This is a genomic window from Pseudomonas sp. TH21, assembly GCF_016651025.1.
GTDB classification, from domain to species: Bacteria; Pseudomonadota; Gammaproteobacteria; order Pseudomonadales; family Pseudomonadaceae; genus Aquipseudomonas; species Aquipseudomonas aylmerensis.
The window spans coordinates 6,624,299-6,641,619 of sequence record NZ_JAEKEQ010000001.1 but is presented as its reverse complement, the minus strand read 5'-3'; the positions used below and the strand labels follow the sequence as shown (position 1 = coordinate 6,641,619).

Annotated in this window: 14 protein-coding genes; 6 read left to right on the top strand and 8 right to left on the bottom strand. The window is 57.6% G+C overall.

The window, feature by feature from the left end:
- Positions 1-2 precede the first annotated feature (2 nt).
- Positions 3-947: a FecR family protein gene (locus JFU04_RS29600; protein WP_446739690.1), complete on the bottom strand. Its 945-nt coding sequence runs from the start codon at positions 945-947 to the stop codon at positions 3-5.
- Between the two features lie 284 nt (positions 948-1,231).
- Here JFU04_RS29600 and JFU04_RS29595 point away from each other — a divergent pair, with 284 nt between their 5' ends.
- A complete protein-coding gene (locus tag JFU04_RS29595; RefSeq protein WP_201146221.1) occupies positions 1,232-1,957 on the top strand; it encodes a response regulator transcription factor in 726 nt (241 codons plus the stop codon).
- A 94-nt stretch (positions 1,958-2,051) separates the two neighbouring features.
- On the opposite strand, the gene gyrB is transcribed toward JFU04_RS29595, so the two are convergent.
- From gyrB to dnaA, 4 genes are read right to left on the bottom strand one after another with little or no spacing between them, the layout of a single operon-like run.
- Entirely contained in the window at positions 2,052-4,469 is a 2,418-nt protein-coding gene (gyrB, locus tag JFU04_RS29590; RefSeq protein ID WP_065902697.1) for a DNA topoisomerase (ATP-hydrolyzing) subunit B, read from the bottom strand.
- 4 nt (positions 4,470-4,473) lie between these two features.
- Positions 4,474-5,577, bottom strand: coding sequence for a DNA replication/repair protein RecF (recF, locus tag JFU04_RS29585; RefSeq protein WP_065902696.1), 1,104 nt, complete (start codon positions 5,575-5,577; stop codon positions 4,474-4,476).
- Between the two features lie 20 nt (positions 5,578-5,597).
- A complete protein-coding gene (gene dnaN / locus JFU04_RS29580; RefSeq protein WP_053258802.1) occupies positions 5,598-6,701 on the bottom strand; it encodes a DNA polymerase III subunit beta in 1,104 nt (367 codons plus the stop codon).
- A gap of 38 nt (positions 6,702-6,739) precedes the next feature.
- The gene (gene dnaA / locus JFU04_RS29575; RefSeq protein ID WP_106805571.1) at positions 6,740-8,257 is read right to left on the bottom strand and encodes a chromosomal replication initiator protein DnaA; all 1,518 of its coding nucleotides are present in this window, start codon (positions 8,255-8,257) and stop codon (positions 6,740-6,742) included.
- A gap of 585 nt (positions 8,258-8,842) precedes the next feature.
- Between dnaA and rpmH the strand changes: the two genes are divergently transcribed.
- From rpmH to mnmE, 5 genes are all read left to right on the top strand, one after another.
- Positions 8,843-8,977, top strand: a complete 135-nt coding sequence (gene rpmH / locus JFU04_RS29570) for a 50S ribosomal protein L34 (RefSeq protein WP_003213577.1) — start codon at positions 8,843-8,845, stop codon at positions 8,975-8,977.
- Between the two features lie 13 nt (positions 8,978-8,990).
- Positions 8,991-9,398 carry a ribonuclease P protein component gene (rnpA, locus tag JFU04_RS29565; protein WP_020302575.1) on the top strand — a complete coding sequence of 136 codons (408 nt, stop codon included), beginning with the start codon at positions 8,991-8,993 and terminating at the stop codon, positions 9,396-9,398.
- Positions 9,391-9,636: a membrane protein insertion efficiency factor YidD gene (gene yidD / locus JFU04_RS29560; protein ID WP_010207715.1), complete on the top strand. Its 246-nt coding sequence runs from the start codon at positions 9,391-9,393 to the stop codon at positions 9,634-9,636. Before rnpA ends, yidD begins: the two co-directional genes overlap by 8 nt.
- A 2-nt stretch (positions 9,637-9,638) precedes the next feature.
- A complete protein-coding gene (yidC, locus tag JFU04_RS29555) occupies positions 9,639-11,321 on the top strand; it encodes a membrane protein insertase YidC (RefSeq protein WP_201146219.1) in 1,683 nt (560 codons plus the stop codon).
- Between the two features lie 79 nt (positions 11,322-11,400).
- Complete coding sequence (gene mnmE, locus JFU04_RS29550) at positions 11,401-12,771, top strand: tRNA uridine-5-carboxymethylaminomethyl(34) synthesis GTPase MnmE (protein ID WP_201146217.1); 1,371 nt, start codon at positions 11,401-11,403, stop codon at positions 12,769-12,771.
- A 68-nt stretch (positions 12,772-12,839) separates the two neighbouring features.
- Here mnmE and JFU04_RS29545 read toward each other — a convergent pair whose 3' ends face one another.
- From JFU04_RS29545 to JFU04_RS29535, 3 genes are all read right to left on the bottom strand, one after another.
- Positions 12,840-15,278, bottom strand: a complete 2,439-nt coding sequence (locus tag JFU04_RS29545; RefSeq protein WP_201146215.1) for a TonB-dependent siderophore receptor — start codon at positions 15,276-15,278, stop codon at positions 12,840-12,842.
- Between the two features lie 90 nt (positions 15,279-15,368).
- The gene (locus tag JFU04_RS29540) at positions 15,369-16,313 is read right to left on the bottom strand and encodes a FecR domain-containing protein (protein ID WP_201146213.1); all 945 of its coding nucleotides are present in this window, start codon (positions 16,311-16,313) and stop codon (positions 15,369-15,371) included.
- Positions 16,313-16,819, bottom strand: a complete 507-nt coding sequence (locus JFU04_RS29535) for a sigma-70 family RNA polymerase sigma factor (RefSeq protein WP_065902682.1) — start codon at positions 16,817-16,819, stop codon at positions 16,313-16,315. Before JFU04_RS29535 ends, JFU04_RS29540 begins: the two co-directional genes overlap by 1 nt.
- Positions 16,820-17,321: the final 502 nt, after the last annotated feature.

Sequence of the window (17,321 nt, the reverse complement as noted above, 5' to 3'; positions counted from 1 at the left end):
GGTCAGCCACCGGTAGCCTGCGCCTGTGCTGCCGGCGGGTAGTAGAAAATGTCATAGACCCCGGTTTCTCCTTCCAGTCCGTGGGCGTCATACGCCGACAAACGCACGTGATAAAACGACGCCTTGAGCCCAGTGAAGCTCATTTTCGGCTCACTGGAGAAGTTTTCCTGCTTGATGTTCATGAAGGCTTTATCAGTCGCCACCTGGGCGCGATAACGTTGCGCGCCCGCCAATGGCCGCAGGTATAGACGCCAGACGGGCGCGTCGCCTTTCTGCCCATCCTGGCCAATGAGTTTCGGCGCGGTCAGCAACGCTAACGGCTCAAGCTCGCCTTGTTTCTTGAACAGCAGCCCTTGTCGCGCGCCGACCTTTACTTCGCTGTCAGACGGGCCAGCCTTGCTGTCACGGTTGACCGCGACCTGGCCGTCGAGTACTTCGAGCACCGATTGCTCACCATCGTCGCGCACTCGAAAATGTGTGCCACGTACCCCCAGCACGCCCACCGGCGTGGCGATCTGGAAGCGATCATAATCGGTGGCCCGCTTGATCACATACGCTTCGGCCTGGCCTTGTTCGAGCATCACTTGGGGGATCAACTGCTTCTCGTCGAGGTGCAGGCGCACCTGGGAACTGGACGGCAGCACCACCCGAGAACCGTCGCCGAGCAACAGGCTGACAAATGCCGCAGCGGATGTTCTCACCCCCTCCTGCTCATCAATAGTCATGCCCTCCTGCAAAGGCGTCACCTTGCCGCGTACATCGAGCTTCCAGGCTTCCCCGGTCAGGTGCTGGACAACAGCCGGCAACGGCTGCGCACGGCACAGGGTATGGTCATCAATATAGGCCGGCCGCGCTTTGGCCGATGCACCCGCAACCCCTACCGCCAGGATCAACAGGGAGGGAAGGGCGCGAAGCATTGAATGGGGGGAAAGCGACATGGTTCTCATCAATGTCCAGGTTCCAGAGGACGTCTGACATCGGCACGCGGGCATTTACGGCAGCGCATGTGTCGGCTGATCCTTTTACTTACCCTCGGGAGCCGGTATCTTTCCCACAGAGGTACCCAGGACTTTCAGGGGGTTACGGCCCTTTGATATCAGCGTACCGAGAGATCCAAGGGGTCGTCGAATCTGACCACAATTATTCAGATTCAATGGCCGGCAACTGCGCAGTATGTGCCGTTATTCATTGGCCGTCGGCTGCCCTATATTAAGAACAAAGGACCCTCGACATGCGTGTCGCAATACTGGATGACGAACCTGCCGAGTTGCGGCGGGTGGAACAGACACTGCGACAGATCCCCGGCACCGCGGAACAGCCTTGGTCCCTGCATTGCTTCGAGCGTGGTGAAGACCTGCTACGCCAACTGCGCCGGGAAACCTTTGACCTGCTGATACTCGACTGGCAACTGCCCGATATCACTGGCATTGCCTTGCTGCGCTGGACCCGCGAACACATGGAATCGCCCCCCGCCGTCATCATGCTCACCAGCCGCGATGCCGAGAGCGATATCGTCACGGCACTCAACAGCGGCGCCGATGATTATGTCAGCAAACCCTTTCGTCCTAACGAACTGAAAGCCCGTGTCTTTGCAGTGTTGCGTCGCCACGGCCTGCAGAAGTCGGCAACCCAAGAGGTGCAAAGCTTCAACGACCTGACCTTTGACGACGCTGAACTGACGGTGACCCGAGCCGGCAAACCGATCAACCTGACCGAGCGTGAATACCGCCTGGCCAGTTGCCTGTTCGCCAACCTGGCCCGACCGCTGTCCCGTGAGTACCTCTATGAGCGCTTCTGGACTCATGAAGAAATGGTCTCGTCTCGCCCACTGGATACGCATATCTACCGGCTGCGTAACAAGCTTGGGCTGACGGCGGATCGGGGTTGGCAGCTGTTAACGATCTACGGGTATGGGTATCGGTTGGAGAGTGTCGCAACGGCGCCATCGCCCAACTGAAATGGCGATGTTCCACGTGGAGCATTTAAAATCTGCCCAATAAAAAAGGCCAACGCTGAGCGTTGGCCTTTTTGTTTTCAGCGGTCTTGCCTGATCAGAAGTCCAGGTTGGACACCGCCAATGCGTTGCTTTCGATGAAGTCACGGCGAGGTTCGACCGCATCACCCATCAGGGTGTTGAAGATCTGGTCTGCGCCAATGGCGTCTTCGATGGTCACGCGCAGCATGCGACGCTGAGCCGGGTCCATGGTGGTTTCCCACAGCTGATCCGGGTTCATTTCGCCCAGACCTTTGTATCGCTGGATGGTGTGACGCTTGGTGCTTTCAGCCATCAGCCAGTCGAGGGCTTCCTTGAATTCCTTGACCTGCTTCTTGCGTTCGCCACGCTGGATATAAGCGCCGTCGTCCAGCAGGGTGCTGAGTTGCGCGCCCAGGGTTACCACGGTCTTGTAGTCATTGCTGCCGAAGAAGTCGCGGTTGAAGGTGACGTAGTTCGACAGGCCGTGGGAGATCAGTTCGACCTCTGGCAGCCAGACATTACGTTCACGGTCTTCGCGCAGACTGGCTTTGTACACCAGGCCAGATTTCTCCACGGTGCGCAGGCGCACTTCGTACTGGGCCAGCCAATCCTGCATGTGAGCGTGGTCACCCAACTGCTCCAGGCTTACGGATGGCAGGTAGATGAAGTGCTCGGTCAGCTCCTGCGGATACAGGCGCGACAGACGCTTCAGAGTCTTCATCACCATGCGGAAGTCGTTAACCAGGCGCTCCAGCGCCTCACCGGAAATGCCCGGGGCTTCGTCGTTCAAGTGCAGGCTGGCATCTTCCAGGGCCGACTGCGTCATGTACTCTTCCATGGCGTCGTCGTCTTTGATGTATTGCTCTTGCTTGCCCTTTTTCACTTTGTACAACGGCGGCTGGGCGATGTAGATGTAGCCGCGCTCGATCAGCTCCGGCAGCTGACGGAAGAAGAACGTCAGCAGCAGGGTACGGATGTGCGAACCGTCGACGTCAGCATCGGTCATGATGATGATGTTGTGGTAGCGCAGCTTGTCGATGTTGTACTCGTCACGGCCGATACCGCAGCCCAACGCTGTGATCAAGGTGCCGACTTCCTGAGAGGAAATCATCTTGTCGAAGCGCGCCTTCTCGACGTTGAGGATCTTGCCCTTCAACGGCAGGATCGCCTGGGTGCGACGGTTACGACCCTGCTTGGCGGAACCGCCAGCAGAGTCACCTTCCACCAGGTACAGCTCGGAGAGGGCAGGGTCCTTCTCCTGGCAGTCAGCCAGTTTGCCTGGCAGGCCGGCGATATCCAGCGCGCCTTTACGGCGGGTCATCTCGCGAGCTTTACGCGCCGCTTCACGGGCACGAGCCGCGTCGATCATCTTGCCGACAACCAGCTTGGCTTCGTTCGGGTTTTCCAACAGGAAGTCCGAGAAGTACTTGCCCATTTCCTGTTCGACGGCGGTCTTCACTTCGGAAGATACCAGCTTGTCTTTGGTCTGGGAGCTGAACTTTGGATCCGGCACTTTCACCGAGATAATCGCGGTCAGGCCTTCGCGCGCATCGTCACCGGTAGTGGCAACTTTGTGCTTCTTTGCCAAGCCTTCGGCTTCGATGTAGGTGTTCAGGTTACGCGTCAGTGCGGAACGGAAACCCACCAGGTGAGTACCACCGTCGCGCTGAGGAATGTTGTTGGTGAAGCACAACAGGTTCTCGTTGAAGCTGTCGTTCCACTGCAGGGCGATTTCCACGCCGATGCCGTCTTCGCGCTGGATGTTGAAATGGAACACCTGGTTGACCGCAGTCTTGTTGGTGTTCAGGTATTCAACAAACGCACGCAGGCCGCCTTCGTACTTGAACAGCTCTTCCTTGCCGCTGCGCTCGTCCTTGAGGACGATACCCACACCGGAGTTGAGGAAGGACAATTCACGAATCCGCTTGGCCAGGATGTCCCAGCTGAAGTGGATGTTCTTGAAGGTTTCAGCCGATGGCTTGAAGTGGATCTGAGTACCGGTCGATTCGCTGTCGCCAACGATCTTCATCGGCTCTTTCGGTACACCGTGGACATAGGTCTGTTCCCAGATCTTGCCACTGCGGCGAACGGTCAGGATCAGCTCTTCGGACAGTGCGTTCACCACCGACACACCCACACCGTGCAAACCGCCGGAGACTTTATAGGAGTTGTCGTCGAACTTACCGCCGGCGTGGAGCACGGTCATGATGACCTCTGCCGCCGAAACGCCTTCTTCTTTGTGCACGTCTACCGGAATACCGCGACCGTTGTCGCGCACGGTAATCGACTCATCCGGATGGATGATGATGCTGATGTCGTCGCAGTGACCGGCCAAAGCTTCGTCGATGGAGTTGTCGACCACCTCGAACACCATGTGGTGCAGACCGCTACCGTCATCAGTGTCGCCAATGTACATACCGGGACGTTTGCGTACGGCATCCAAACCTTTCAGCACTTTAATGCTGGTCGAGTCGTACGTGTTTTCTTCGCTCATGCCTTCACTCCCGATGGTCGTGGGTCTGGGTGATACGGCCTTGTTCCACGTGGAACAAAGCGACTGGCGTATCCGTGTGCCAGCCTTCCCTCAATAATTCGTGGTCTACACAGGTGATGAACACCTGGCAGCGTAATTCTTCCAACAAGCGGCATAACGCGCGGCGGTGCTGCTCGTCGAGTTCGGACGGCAAGTCATCCACCAGATAAATACACTGACCGCGGCGGGCTTGGCTAACCAAGTGGCCTTGGGCAATCCGCAGTGCACACACCACCAACTTCTGCTGACCCCGGGACAAGATGTCCGCGGCATTGTGTGCGCCCAATCTAAGACGCAAATCAGCCCGTTGTGGGCCGGCCTGGGTATGACCCATTTGCTGATCCCGCTGCAAAGACGTGGCGAGCACGGCACTCAGGTCGCGCTCTTTGTCCCAACCACGGTAATAACTCAGCGTCAGCCCCTCGAGATCTAGCAACTCGCTCAAGGTCTGCTCAAAGACTGGTTTCAAGGCTTTGATATAGGCGCGGCGGTATTCATCTATTTCGTCGCTGGCCAGGCACAGTTCCCGGTCCCAGGCCGCTTGCGAAGCGGCGTCAAGTGTACCATGCCGCAGCCACGAGTTCCGCTGCCGCAGGGCCTTCTGCAGGCGCTGCCAAGTGGCCATGAAACGCGGTTCCACGTGGAACACTCCCCAATCGAGGAATTGCCTGCGGATTTTCGGTGCACCTTCCAACAGCCGAAAGCTGTCGGGGTTGATCAGTTGCAGTGGCAGGATTTCCGCCAACTGCGCAGCGCTGCGGGCATTTTGCCCGTCGATGCGAATCTGGAACTCCCCACCGCGATCACGCGATATCCCCAGGCTGCTATGCCCACCTTCCGCCAGTTCGACTTGGCCAAATACCGTGCACGCCAGTTGCTCGTATTGAATCACCGGTAACAGGCGCGCACTGCGGAATGAACGGGCGAGACCCAACAGGTGAATGGCTTCCAGCACGCTGGTTTTGCCACTGCCATTGGCGCCGTGGAGAATATTGATGCGGGGGGAGGGGGAGAAGGTCACCGGGTGCAGATTGCGCACCGCGGTGACCGAGACGCGACTGAGGGACATCTAGCTTCTGCTGAGCATGATTACAGGCGCATCGGCATGACAACGTAAGCCGAGTCGTCGTTGTCGGATTCCTGCACCAGGGCGCTGCTGTTGGAGTCGGACAGGATCAGGCGAACCTGTTCGGTCGTCATCACACCCAGCACGTCGAGCAGATAGCTCACGTTGAAGCCGATTTCCAGCGAGCCGCCGTTGTAGTCGACGCCCACTTCTTCTTCCGCTTCTTCCTGCTCCGGGTTGTTGGCCTGGATCTTCAGCTGACCATTGGCCAGTTGCAGGCGGATGCCACGGTACTTTTCGTTGGACAGAATCGCGGTACGGCTGAACGCTTCGCGCAGGGCCTGACGATCACCGATCACCAACTTGTCGCCGCCCTTAGGCAGTACACGTTCGTAATCCGGGAATTTACCGTCAACCAACTTGGAGGTGAAGGTGAATTCGCCGGTGGTCGCACGGATGTGGTGTTGACCCAGGACGATGCTGACGTTGCCATCCGGCTCGGTGAGCAAACGCGCCAGCTCGAGGATACCTTTGCGCGGCACGATAACCTGGTGGCGATCGGGCTGGCCGATGTCGGCTTTCATCGAGCACATGGCCAGGCGGTGACCGTCAGTGGCCACGGCGCGGATGATGCCTTCGGAGACTTCCAGCAGCATGCCGTTGAGGTAGTAACGCACGTCCTGCTGCGCCATGGCGAAGCTGGTGCGCTCGATCAAACGACGCAGTTTGCTTTGCTCCAGGCTGCACGTCAGCGAGCCAGGACCTTCTTCCACGGTCGGGAAATCATTGGCAGGCAAGGTGGACAAGGTAAAGCGGCTGCGACCGGCCTTGACCACCAACTTCTGCTCATCAACCTTGATGTCGATCAGCGCGTCGTTGGGCAGGCTTTTGCAGATGTCCATCAGCTTGCGCGCCGGTACGGTGATCTCGCCAGGCTCGGCGGGCTCTTCCAGCTGCACACGACCCACCAGCTCGACTTCCAGGTCGGTACCGGTCAAGGACAATTGCTGGCCTTCGACCACCAGCAATACGTTGGAGAGCACCGGCAAGGTCTGTCGGCGCTCGACGACGCCTGCGACCAGTTGCAGGGGTTTCAACAGGGCTTCGCGTTGAATGGTGAAATGCATGGTCTAGTCCCTTGCCTTAATAAGCTGCGCTGGTGTCATCAAGTTGTCAGTGTACGCAGCAGGTTCTTGTAGTCCTCGCGAATATCCGCGTCGGATTCCTTAAGTTCGTTGATCTTGCGGCATGCGTGCAAGACCGTTGTGTGGTCGCGACCACCAAACACATCACCGATTTCCGGCAGGCTATGGTTGGTCAACTCCTTGGAGAGGGCCATGGCCACCTGACGGGGACGTGCCACCGAACGCGAACGGCGCTTGGACAGCAGGTCGGAGATCTTGATCTTGTAGTACTCGGCCACGGTGCGCTGGATGTTATCCACACTCACCAGCTTGTCTTGCAGGGCCAGCAAGTCTTTCAGGGATTCGCGAATCAACTCGATGGTGATGTCGCGGCCCATGAAGTGCGAGTGCGCAATGACCCGCTTGAGCGCGCCTTCCAGCTCACGCACGTTGGAACGAATGCGTTGGGCAATAAAGAAAGCAGCATCATGCGGCAGGTCGACCTTCGCCTGGTCGGCCTTTTTCATCAGGATCGCAACGCGGGTTTCCAGCTCTGGCGGCTCGACCGCCACCGTCAGGCCCCAGCCGAAACGTGATTTCAGGCGTTCTTCCAGGCCTTCGATTTCCTTCGGATAACGGTCACTGGTCAGGATGACCTGTTGGCCGCCTTCGAGCAGGGCGTTGAAGGTGTGGAAAAACTCTTCCTGGGAACGTTCTTTACGCGCGAAGAATTGAATGTCATCGATCAGCAACGCATCAACCGAACGGTAGAACCGTTTGAACTCGTTGATGGCATTGAGCTGCAAGGCCTTGACCATGTCAGCCACGAAGCGCTCCGAGTGCAGGTACACGACCTTGGCATTCGGGTTCTTCTTTAATAGGTGGTTACCCACAGCGTGCATCAAGTGGGTCTTACCCAAACCGACGCCGCCATAAAGGAACAGCGGGTTGTAGCCGTGCTTGGGGTTATCGGCGACCTGCCAGGCGGCCGCGCGGGCCAGCTGGTTGGATTTACCTTCGACGAAGTTCTCGAAGGTAAAGGTGCGGTTCAGGTAGCTGGTGTGCTTGAGCGCGCCTTCGACCTGCACGGTGCGCTGTTCGGCGCGGACCGGCGCCTGCTGGGAGCTGGCGCCCGCCATCGGGTCAAAACTGTCGCGGGACGGTTCTTCGTGTTCGGGCGCATTTTTTTGCGCGGCGGATTTCGAAGGTGTCGGCGCAGGAGCTGGCGTGTTGTTGACCGGTGAGGTCGCCGCCTGAGCCTGCGATGCCGCAGCCGCCAATGGCGCGTTCGGCGCAGCACGCGGGACTGAACTGCGTTTGCTGCCTATTAATAAGGAGAGCACCGGTGCGAGACCATTGCCATGTTCATCGAGCAATTCGAGAACGCGGCTCAGGTACTTCTCGTTGACCCAGTCGAGGACAAAACGGTTAGGCGCATAGACACGCAACTCGTCGCCTTCGGCTTCGACCTGTAGCGGACGGATCCAGGTGTTGAATTGCTGGGCAGGCAGCTCTTCGCGCAAAAGCTCCACGCACTGCTGCCAAAGTTCCACTGACACGGATATCCCCTAAGTTGAAAGCCGGTGAGGCAAAAACAGCCGCCATTGTAGCGGCCAGCCGTCCACTTATCCACATGTAGGTTGCGCACAGGAGGCCCAAAATCAACGCGTTAAGTAAGAAAAAGGCGACCAATGGTCTGTGCATAAGCTCTGTGGATAAGCCTACCTAAGCTCGTTGTACAAGTGGGGTCGAAAGTCTGTGGGTAACTGGCCTGTGGATAACAACCTATTCCACACACAGCTTATCCGACAGTGCAGCACAGGCAGAGCACCGTTTTCCCCCGTAGTTGTCATTCTCTGTACAGTAGGCAGCTCATGGCCTCAGGGCACTTATCCACAGAGGATCGCCTGCCTAGCTTTTATAAGCTTTACAGAAAAGCTTTAAATAACTTCCTTCTTTATTTTTATATCTATGGCATTGCTCGTGAAAGCCGAGCGCATGGAAAACGGCGGATGGCCGGTAAAGATCTAATTAAAGGAAAAGCTGGTTGGAAATTGACCTAGAGGCTTGCTTTCTCTAGAATCGCCGGTCTCTTAAAACGGGGGCCATTCCGGCCCGTTGTGGACGAACCAGGTAACAACGCCATGAAACGTACTTTCCAACCAAGCACCATCAAACGCGCCCGTACCCACGGCTTCCGTGCTCGCATGGCTACCAAGAACGGCCGTGCTGTCCTGTCGCGTCGCCGCGCCAAAGGTCGTGCGCGTCTGGCAGTTTGATAATCCGGTACTGGTGGTGAGTCAGGACTTCAGTCGGGAAAAGCGTCTGCTAACCCCCCGGCACTTCAAGGCAGTCTTTGACTCCCCCACCGGCAAGGTTCCGGGGAAAAATCTCCTGCTCCTTGCGCGTAACAACGATCTTGATCATCCCCGTCTCGGGTTGGTGATCGGCAAGAAGAGCGTAAAGCTCTCCGTTGAGCGCAATCGCCTCAAGCGTCTGATGCGCGAATCGTTTCGCCTCCACCAGGACACTCTGGTTGGTTGGGATATTGTTATCGTCGCGCGCAAAGGCTTGGGTGATGTAGAAAACCCCGAATTGATTCAGCATTTCGGCAAGCTCTGGAAACGTTTGGCGCGTACCCACAAGCCAGCACCAGCAGTCAGCACCGAAACTGTAGGGGTAGACAGCCTTGATGCGTAAACTGGCCCTCGTTCCGATCCAGTTTTATCGCTATGCCATTAGTCCTCTGATGGCCAGCCACTGTCGTTTCTACCCCAGTTGTTCCTGCTACGCGTTAGAGGCCATAGAAAATCATGGTCTTCTGCGCGGTGGCTGGCTGACCTTTCGTCGTTTAGGTCGCTGTCATCCGTGGAATCCCGGTGGTTATGACCCGGTTCCACCTATCCCTACCTCCCGTTCTTCTTCGATGGCCGAGTAATCATGGATATTAAACGCACGATCCTGATCGTCGCCCTGGCAATCGTGTCCTACGTCATGGTTCTTAAGTGGAACCAGGACTACGGCCAGGCTGCCCTGCCGACTCAGAATGTTGCTACCAATCAGGCTGCGCCGGCTATTCCGGACACCCCGCTGGGTAACAATGCGTCCGCGAGTGCCGATGTTCCCAGCGCGAATGGCGAGACAAGCGCCCCTTTAGAAACGCCAGTGGTCACCAATAAAGACCTCATCCACGTGAAAACGGATGTGCTCGACCTGGCTATCGACCCCCAAGGTGGTGATATCGCGCAGTTGAAACTGCCGCTGTACCCACGTCGCCAAGACCATCCGGATGTCCCGTTCCAACTGTTCGATAACGGTGGTGAACGGACTTATCTGGCGCAAAGTGGCCTGACCGGCACCAACGGTCCGGATGCACGTGCTACCGGTCGTCCGGTTTATTCGACCGAGCAAAAGACTTATCAACTGGCTGACGGCCAGAACCAGTTGAACGTCGACCTGAAATTCAGCCACGACGGCGTCAATTACATCAAGCGTTTCAGCTTCACCCGTGGTTTGTACGACTTGAAGGTCACTTACCTGATCGACAACGAAAGCGACAAGCCATGGAGCGGCAACCTGTTTGCACAGCTCAAGCGTGACGCCAGTTCCGATCCTTCTTCCAGCACCGCCACTGGCACCGCGACTTATCTGGGCGCTGCCCTGTGGACAAGTAACGAGCCGTACAAAAAAGTGTCGATGAAAGATATCGACAAGGGCTCGCTGAAAGAAACCGTCCAAGGTGGCTGGGTTGCCTGGCTGCAACACTACTTCGTGACCGCCTGGATCCCGAACAAGGGTGACGCGAACCTGGTTCAAACCCGCAAGGACAGCCAGGGTAACTACATCATTGGCTTCACTGGCCCGGCGTTGACCGTCGCTCCAGGTGCCAAGGCCGAGACCAGCGCTACCCTGTACGCCGGTCCGAAAAGTCAGGCCGTGCTGAAAGAGTTGTCCCCAGGTCTTGAGTTGACTGTGGATTACGGCTTCCTCTGGTTCATTGCCCAGCCGATTTTCTGGTTGCTGCAACATATCCACAGCATTGTGGGTAACTGGGGCTTCTCGATCATCTTCCTGACCATGCTGATCAAAGGGATTTTCTTCCCGCTGTCGGCCGCCAGCTACAAGTCGATGGCGCGTATGCGTGCCGTTGCACCGAAACTGGCCGCGCTGAAAGAGCAACATGGTGATGACCGGCAGAAAATGTCGCAGGCCATGATGGAGCTGTACAAGAAAGAGAAGATCAACCCGCTGGGTGGATGCTTGCCGATTCTGGTGCAGATGCCGGTATTCCTGTCGTTGTACTGGGTACTCCTGGAAAGCGTGGAAATGCGCCAGGCACCGTTCATGCTGTGGATAACTGACTTGTCGATCAAAGACCCGTTCTTTATCCTGCCGATCATCATGGGCGCGACCATGTTTATCCAGCAGCGTTTGAACCCGACTCCGCCGGATCCGATGCAGGCCAAGGTAATGAAAATGATGCCAATCATCTTCACCTTCTTCTTCCTGTGGTTCCCTGCTGGTCTGGTGCTGTACTGGGTGGTCAACAACGTGTTGTCGATCTCTCAACAGTGGTACATCACTCGTAAAATCGAAGCGGCTACCAAAAAAGCTGCGGCGTAATTTACTCTGTGGATAACCACTCAAGACGCCCCCTAGTGGGGCGTTTTGCTTTCTGTCACTTTTGTTCTGGAACCTGCTGATGAGCGCTCCTCGTGAAACCATCGCTGCTGTCGCTACCGCTCAAGGTCGCGGCGGTGTCGGTATCGTTCGTATTTCCGGGCCGCTTGCCGGCAGGGCAGCACAGGCGATCAGCGGTCGCGAGTTGAAGCCGCGGTATGCCCATTACGGGCCGTTCCTGGACGCTGACAATAGTGTGCTGGACGAGGGCCTGGCGCTTTATTTTCCGGGCCCGAATTCATTCACCGGTGAAGACGTCCTTGAATTGCAGGGCCACGGCGGCCCGGTAGTGCTGGATATGTTGCTGCAGCGCTGCCTGCAATTGGGTTGCCGCCTGGCTCGCCCGGGCGAATTCAGCGAGCGCGCCTTCCTTAACGACAAGCTCGACCTGGCCCAGGCTGAAGCCATTGCGGACTTGATCGAAGCCAGTTCTGCACAGGCGGCACGCAATGCGTTGCGGTCATTGCAGGGGGCTTTTTCCCTGCGTGTGCATAACTTGACCGAGCAATTGATCAGCCTGCGCATTTACGTGGAGGCTGCGATCGATTTTCCGGAAGAGGAAATCGACTTTCTTGCCGATGGCCATGTCCTGGCAATGCTGGATAAAGTCCGCGATGAGTTATCCACAGTACTGCGTGAGGCCGGGCAGGGCGCGTTGTTGCGTGACGGTATGACCGTAGTGATTGCCGGCCGGCCGAATGCGGGCAAATCCAGTCTGCTCAACGCCCTGGCAGGTCGCGAAGCCGCGATTGTCACCGAGATCGCCGGCACCACCCGTGACATCCTGCGCGAACATATCCACATCGACGGCATGCCGTTGCACGTGGTCGACACCGCCGGCCTGCGCGACACTGAAGACCAGGTGGAAAAGATCGGCGTCGAACGCGCCCTCAAGGCAATCGGCGAAGCTGACCGCGTGCTGCTGGTGGTGGATGCCACGGCACCGGAGGCTGTGGATCCTTTTGCACTGTGGCCGGAATTCCTCGAGCAACGGCCGGACCCGGCCAAAGTCACCTTGATCCGCAACAAGGCCGACCTGACGGGCGAAGCCATCGCCCTGGAAACCAGCGAGGATGGCCACGTCACCATCAGCCTGAGCGCCAAGTCGGCAGGCGAAGGCCTGGAATTGCTGCGTGAGCATCTCAAGGCGTGCATGGGCTTCGAGCAGACGTCGGAAAGCAGCTTCAGTGCGCGCCGCAGGCACCTGGAGGCACTGCGCCACGCCAGCGCGGCGTTGGAGCATGGTCGAGCGCAGCTGACCCTGGCGGGGGCGGGAGAGCTGCTGGCTGAGGATTTACGCCAGGCGCAGCAGCAGCTGGGGGAAATCACCGGTGCATTCAGCTCCGATGATTTGTTGGGACGGATCTTTTCCAGCTTCTGCATCGGCAAATAACCAGGTTATCCACAACCCCTGCCGGCGACAGTGGCCTGAAGACGTCCAGATGCTTCAGGCCTCATCCATCACCAGTTATACGAAACTGTCCCAAGCAGTGTACGGCTGTCGCCCCAATAGCAGCGGCCCGCATCGTTACAGCCGGACACATATTCCTTGTCGAACAGGTTCTTCGCGTTCAGATCCACAGACCAGTGTTTGTCTATCTGATAACCCACTGACGCATCCACCAAGGTGACACTTCCCGCGTCGAGTTTTCCGTACAGCGATGGCCCCGTGTAGGAAAAGGTGCTGTCGAAATAACGCACACCGCCGCCCAGGGACACGCCTTTCAACTGGCCGTCGAGGAACCGGTACTTGCTCCACAGCGACGCCTGGTTGCGTGGAACTCCGCTCATCTGGTGTCCTTCGACCAGCGACGTGGCCGAGTCCTTGGTAATACGTGCGTCCGTGTAGGTGTAGGCCGCAGTGAGGTTCAGGTTGGGCGTAATGTTGCTGTTGACCTCCACCTCCACGCCCTTGGCTCGGCTCTCGCCAACCTGGCGATAACTGTTGGTGGTGGCATCGAGGTAGGTGTCGTCCTGCTTGCGCAGGTCATACACCGATAATGTCATCGCGGTGTCCCAGCCGATCGGCTCGTATTTCACACCCACTTCGTACTGGCTGCTGGTGATCGGCTTCAAGGGGGAGCCGGCATTGGAAATCTGCTGCACCGGTACAAACGCGGTGGAGTAGCTGACATACGGCGTCAGGCCGTTGTCGAACTGATACATCACCCCGCCCTGATAGGTGAACTTGCGATCCTGCGAGTCGGTATTGCTGGCCTTGTTCACTTTGTCACGGAAGTCACTGTCGACCCAGTCCTGGCGGCCTCCCAGCAGAAACAGCCAGTGGTCATACTTGCTCTGGATCTGTGCATAAACCCCTTTCATCTGCTGTTCGAGCAAGGTGTTTTGCACCGCGACCGGCGTAAGCGGGTCGCGCAGGTATACCGGGTTATACACATTGATGGTGCCGGCGAAGCCAGCGTCCCAGTCCTGGTTGAATGAGGTGCGGTCGTAGCTGGCGCCGAACAACAGGGTATTTTCCAGTTCGCCCAGCTGGAATTTGCCTTCAAGCTGATTATCCAGGGAGTAGACCATCGACTTGTTGTAGCGGTCGTAGGCGGTCATGTTCAGTTGGGTACCGAAACCACGATTATTCAGCGCGCTTGGCCAGGTTTCATGCCGGTTGATGCGTGACTGCATATAGCGCGAGTTCTGGCGGAACTGCCAGTCGTCGTTGAGGGTGTGGCTGAATTCGTAGCCGGTGCTCCAGGCTTCGCGTTCGAAGGTGTTCCAGTCCGGATCACCGAGCATGGTGTGCTTGGACAGCTTACCGTTGGGGTTTTTAAGCAACGTGCCGGCAGCCGGTAGGCCGAGTTCCAGGTTGGTGTGGTCTTTCTGATAGTTGGCCAGCAGGGTGAGGGTGTTGTAGTCGTCGAAATTCAAGGTCAGGGAGGGCGCGATATAGAGCCGATCATCCGGGACGTGATCGGTCTGGGTGTCGGACTTGCGACCCAGCATCACCACGCGGCCAAGGATATTCTCGTTGTCATTGAGCGGACCGGAGATATCCACACCCACCTGGCGACGGTTGTTCGTGCCATACCCCAACTGCACCTCGCCTTGCGGGGTAGAAGTCGGGTGTTTGCTGACCAGGTTGACCAAGCCACCTGGGGCGTTTTCACCGTAGAGCAGGGAAGACGGACCACGGAAAATCTCGACCCGCTCCAGGCCATAAGGCTCGCTGGTGGTGTCGTACCGATTGCCTTGTACGCGTAAGCCATCACGTAGCAGGCCGTAGCCATAATCCGTGGCGTTGAAACCGCGAATGAAGAACAGGTCGCCCGCCAGGCTGTCGCCGGCCGCAAAGGGTGGAGCGAAGATGCCGGGTACATAGCCCAATACTTCAGTCAGGCTCTGGGATTTCTGGTCCTTGATGCGCTGGCCGGTGACCACCGAGACCGAGCGCGGTGTTTCCGACAGCGGCGTGCTGGTCTTGGTACCGATGCGGCTGTTTTGCGCCTTGTAGCCAACATCCGCGGCGATGTCCTGATTGAACCCCGCCTGTTGATAAGTACTCACGGTTGTTGGGGCGAGGGTCAGTTGACCTTCGGGAGCCGCCTGCAGGACATAGCTGCCGGGGGCCTGGGCGACAGCCTGCAGTCGCGAGTTTTGCAGGAGCAGTGCGAAGCCCTGATCCACCGAATAGTCCCCCTCCAGCCCTGGGGTGTTCAATTGCGCGGTTTGCTGGGGCGAAAAGGACAGAATCACATTGGCCCGGGCGGCAAACTGGCTCAAGGCGCCGTCCAGCGGGCCAGCCCCAATGGTGTAGTGCTGCACCGCGCTGGCAGCCATCGCGCCCGTGCAGAGCAACATGCTGGTGGCGGCGGCAGACGTGAGCAGCAAACCGCAGCTCATGCCGTGGTAGGAGAGTCGTTGGCGGATCTTGGTAGGAAGGCGCATAGGTGGATAAGCCCTGAAGGTAGCGTCGTGATTACCTGTAGGGCCGCGCCAGGTAAAAAAAAGATAACCCCCTTGTGGATAATTTTTTCCTCAACCGATGCGCTTCACCGATACCCAATAACGGGTGAAGTATTTCACCTGGATCGGCAGGGTTGCTTGCAGGTTGGCCAATACCGCGTCGGTGGCGTCCAGGCGAAACGTCCCGGAAACACGCAGGCGTGCCGAGGCCGAATCGCACTGCAGCATGCCCGGCCGATAGCGGGCGAGGTCGTCGATCACATCCCCAAGCCGTGCATCCAGCACGATCAGTTGTCCGTCGACCCAGGCTGCCTGGGTGCGGCCATAAGGCTGGTTGAGCCCCACGTGCTGTCGGTCGAAGTCGACGCTTTCACCTGCTCCGAGCAGTCGGACATGATCGGGTTGGTCACCCGGCGCCACACTGACTCGATCTTCCAGCACACCAACGCGCGTGGCGTCCGGCAATTGGCGCACGGTAAACCGGGTTCCCAATGCCTGAATCCGGCCCTGGCGCGTGTCCACATAAAAGGGCGTCTGCCCGCCGGACTTGCCGGTGTGGATAAGCACTTCACCTTCGCGCAGGCGGATCAAACGCTGGCGATCGTCGAATAGCACATCAATCGCGGTGTTGGTATTCAGGTCTATCCGCGTGCCATCCGCCAGCTCGATGCGCCGTCGCGTGCCCACCGGTGTGCGGTAGTCAGCCCAGACATTGCCCAGGGAAGTATGTTGCTGGACATTCCAGCCCAGGTAGCCGGTTCCACCGAGTACCAGCATCCACTTGAGCACCTGGCGGCGTTGTTGCGTGGTCGACAATGCGCGGCGCGTGAGGTCCTGGGGCAGGGCGCCGAGGCTGCGCTGCAACTGCTCCATCTGATTCCACGCCGCCAAGTGGGACGGATCACCATTGAGCCATTGCTGCCAGGCATGACGCTCGGCGGCGGTCGGCGGCTGGGATTGAAATTGCACAAACCAACTGGCGGCCGCCTCGAAGGTCTTGCGATCGGGCGTAGCCATCAAAGACTGGCCATGATCAGCGAGCATTCGGTCAGGGCGCGGATCATGTGTTTCTTCACCGTGGTCAACGAGACCTGCAACTGGTCGGCAATCTGTTGATAAGTCAGCCCGTCGATCTGCGAGAGCATGAAGATCCGCCGTGCCCGTTCACCCAGGCCAGCCAGCGCTTTATCCACAGCCACCAGGGTCTCGATGATGATCGCCTTGTCTTCTTCACTGATGGCGGTGGCTTCGGGACGTTCGGCCAGGGTCTGTTTATAAGCCTGTTCGATGGCATGGCGGCGGTAACGATCAATCACCAACCCCCTGGCAATGGTCGCCAAGTAGTCGCGCGGTTCGAGGATCTGCCCCGCATGTCGCCCTCCCAGAATGCGCACGAACGTATCGTGCGCAACATCAGCGGCATCGCAGGCGTTATGCAATTTACCTTTGAGCCATCCGTGCAGCCACGAGTGATGTTGCTCATAGATGTGCTGGACGGCAACGGTGTGTGAAGAAGGGGACATAGGGCATGACAAGCGAGGTTAATGATAATCGCTATTATTAACTGCGCCGTGGTTTTCTCACAATAGCTCTGTTTTTGCCGCAGTCGGAGGATTCTGGTGGCTTCGTCGTGGGCGCTATTCACTCGGATCCAGCAATTTCTGTGGATTAAGCCCTGTGAATAACCGCCCCTGTGCCCAGTTGATAACAGGGCTTGAAACCTGAGCAAAAACCCCTCTGTGGATAACCACCTGTTTAATCCACAGGCTTACAGCACTTATCCAAGGGCCTCCTTGGCACATGACCACAGACTTTTGAAACGCTGTACACAACGTAAATAAAGGCCTGTAGAGATCTATCCACAGAAACCGTGCTCAGTAGAAATAAACATAAAAACAAAGATTTAATAAATTTCTCTCTTTTAATTTCTATTGTCTGTGATTCATCCACAGCTGGTTAAATTTTGTGCAAAGGGTTCTTTAGGAAGGGCTAAGTCCCTATACTTGCCGCCAAAGCTCTAAAACC

What these genes read in the sequence shown, in the direction of transcription:
- JFU04_RS29595 (WP_201146221.1), top strand. Translation starts at nt 1,232, where the DNA reads ATGCGTGTCGCAATACTGGATGACGAACCTGCCGAGTTGCGGCGGGTG.
- rpmH (WP_003213577.1), top strand. Translation starts at nt 8,843, where the DNA reads ATGAAACGTACTTTCCAACCAAGCACCATCAAACGCGCCCGTACCCAC.
- mnmE (WP_201146217.1), top strand. Translation starts at nt 11,401, where the DNA reads ATGAGCGCTCCTCGTGAAACCATCGCTGCTGTCGCTACCGCTCAAGGT.
- dnaN (WP_053258802.1), bottom strand. Translation starts at nt 6,701, where the DNA reads ATGCATTTCACCATTCAACGCGAAGCCCTGTTGAAACCCCTGCAACTG.
- recF (WP_065902696.1), bottom strand. Translation starts at nt 5,577, where the DNA reads ATGTCCCTCAGTCGCGTCTCGGTCACCGCGGTGCGCAATCTGCACCCG.
- yidC (WP_201146219.1), top strand. Translation starts at nt 9,639, where the DNA reads ATGGATATTAAACGCACGATCCTGATCGTCGCCCTGGCAATCGTGTCC.
- JFU04_RS29545 (WP_201146215.1), bottom strand. Translation starts at nt 15,278, where the DNA reads ATGCGCCTTCCTACCAAGATCCGCCAACGACTCTCCTACCACGGCATG.
- yidD (WP_010207715.1), top strand. Translation starts at nt 9,391, where the DNA reads ATGCGTAAACTGGCCCTCGTTCCGATCCAGTTTTATCGCTATGCCATT.
- JFU04_RS29540 (WP_201146213.1), bottom strand. Translation starts at nt 16,313, where the DNA reads ATGGCTACGCCCGATCGCAAGACCTTCGAGGCGGCCGCCAGTTGGTTT.
- gyrB (WP_065902697.1), bottom strand. Translation starts at nt 4,469, where the DNA reads ATGAGCGAAGAAAACACGTACGACTCGACCAGCATTAAAGTGCTGAAA.
- JFU04_RS29600 (WP_446739690.1), bottom strand. Translation starts at nt 947, where the DNA reads ATGAGAACCATGTCGCTTTCCCCCCATTCAATGCTTCGCGCCCTTCCC.
- JFU04_RS29535 (WP_065902682.1), bottom strand. Translation starts at nt 16,819, where the DNA reads ATGTCCCCTTCTTCACACACCGTTGCCGTCCAGCACATCTATGAGCAA.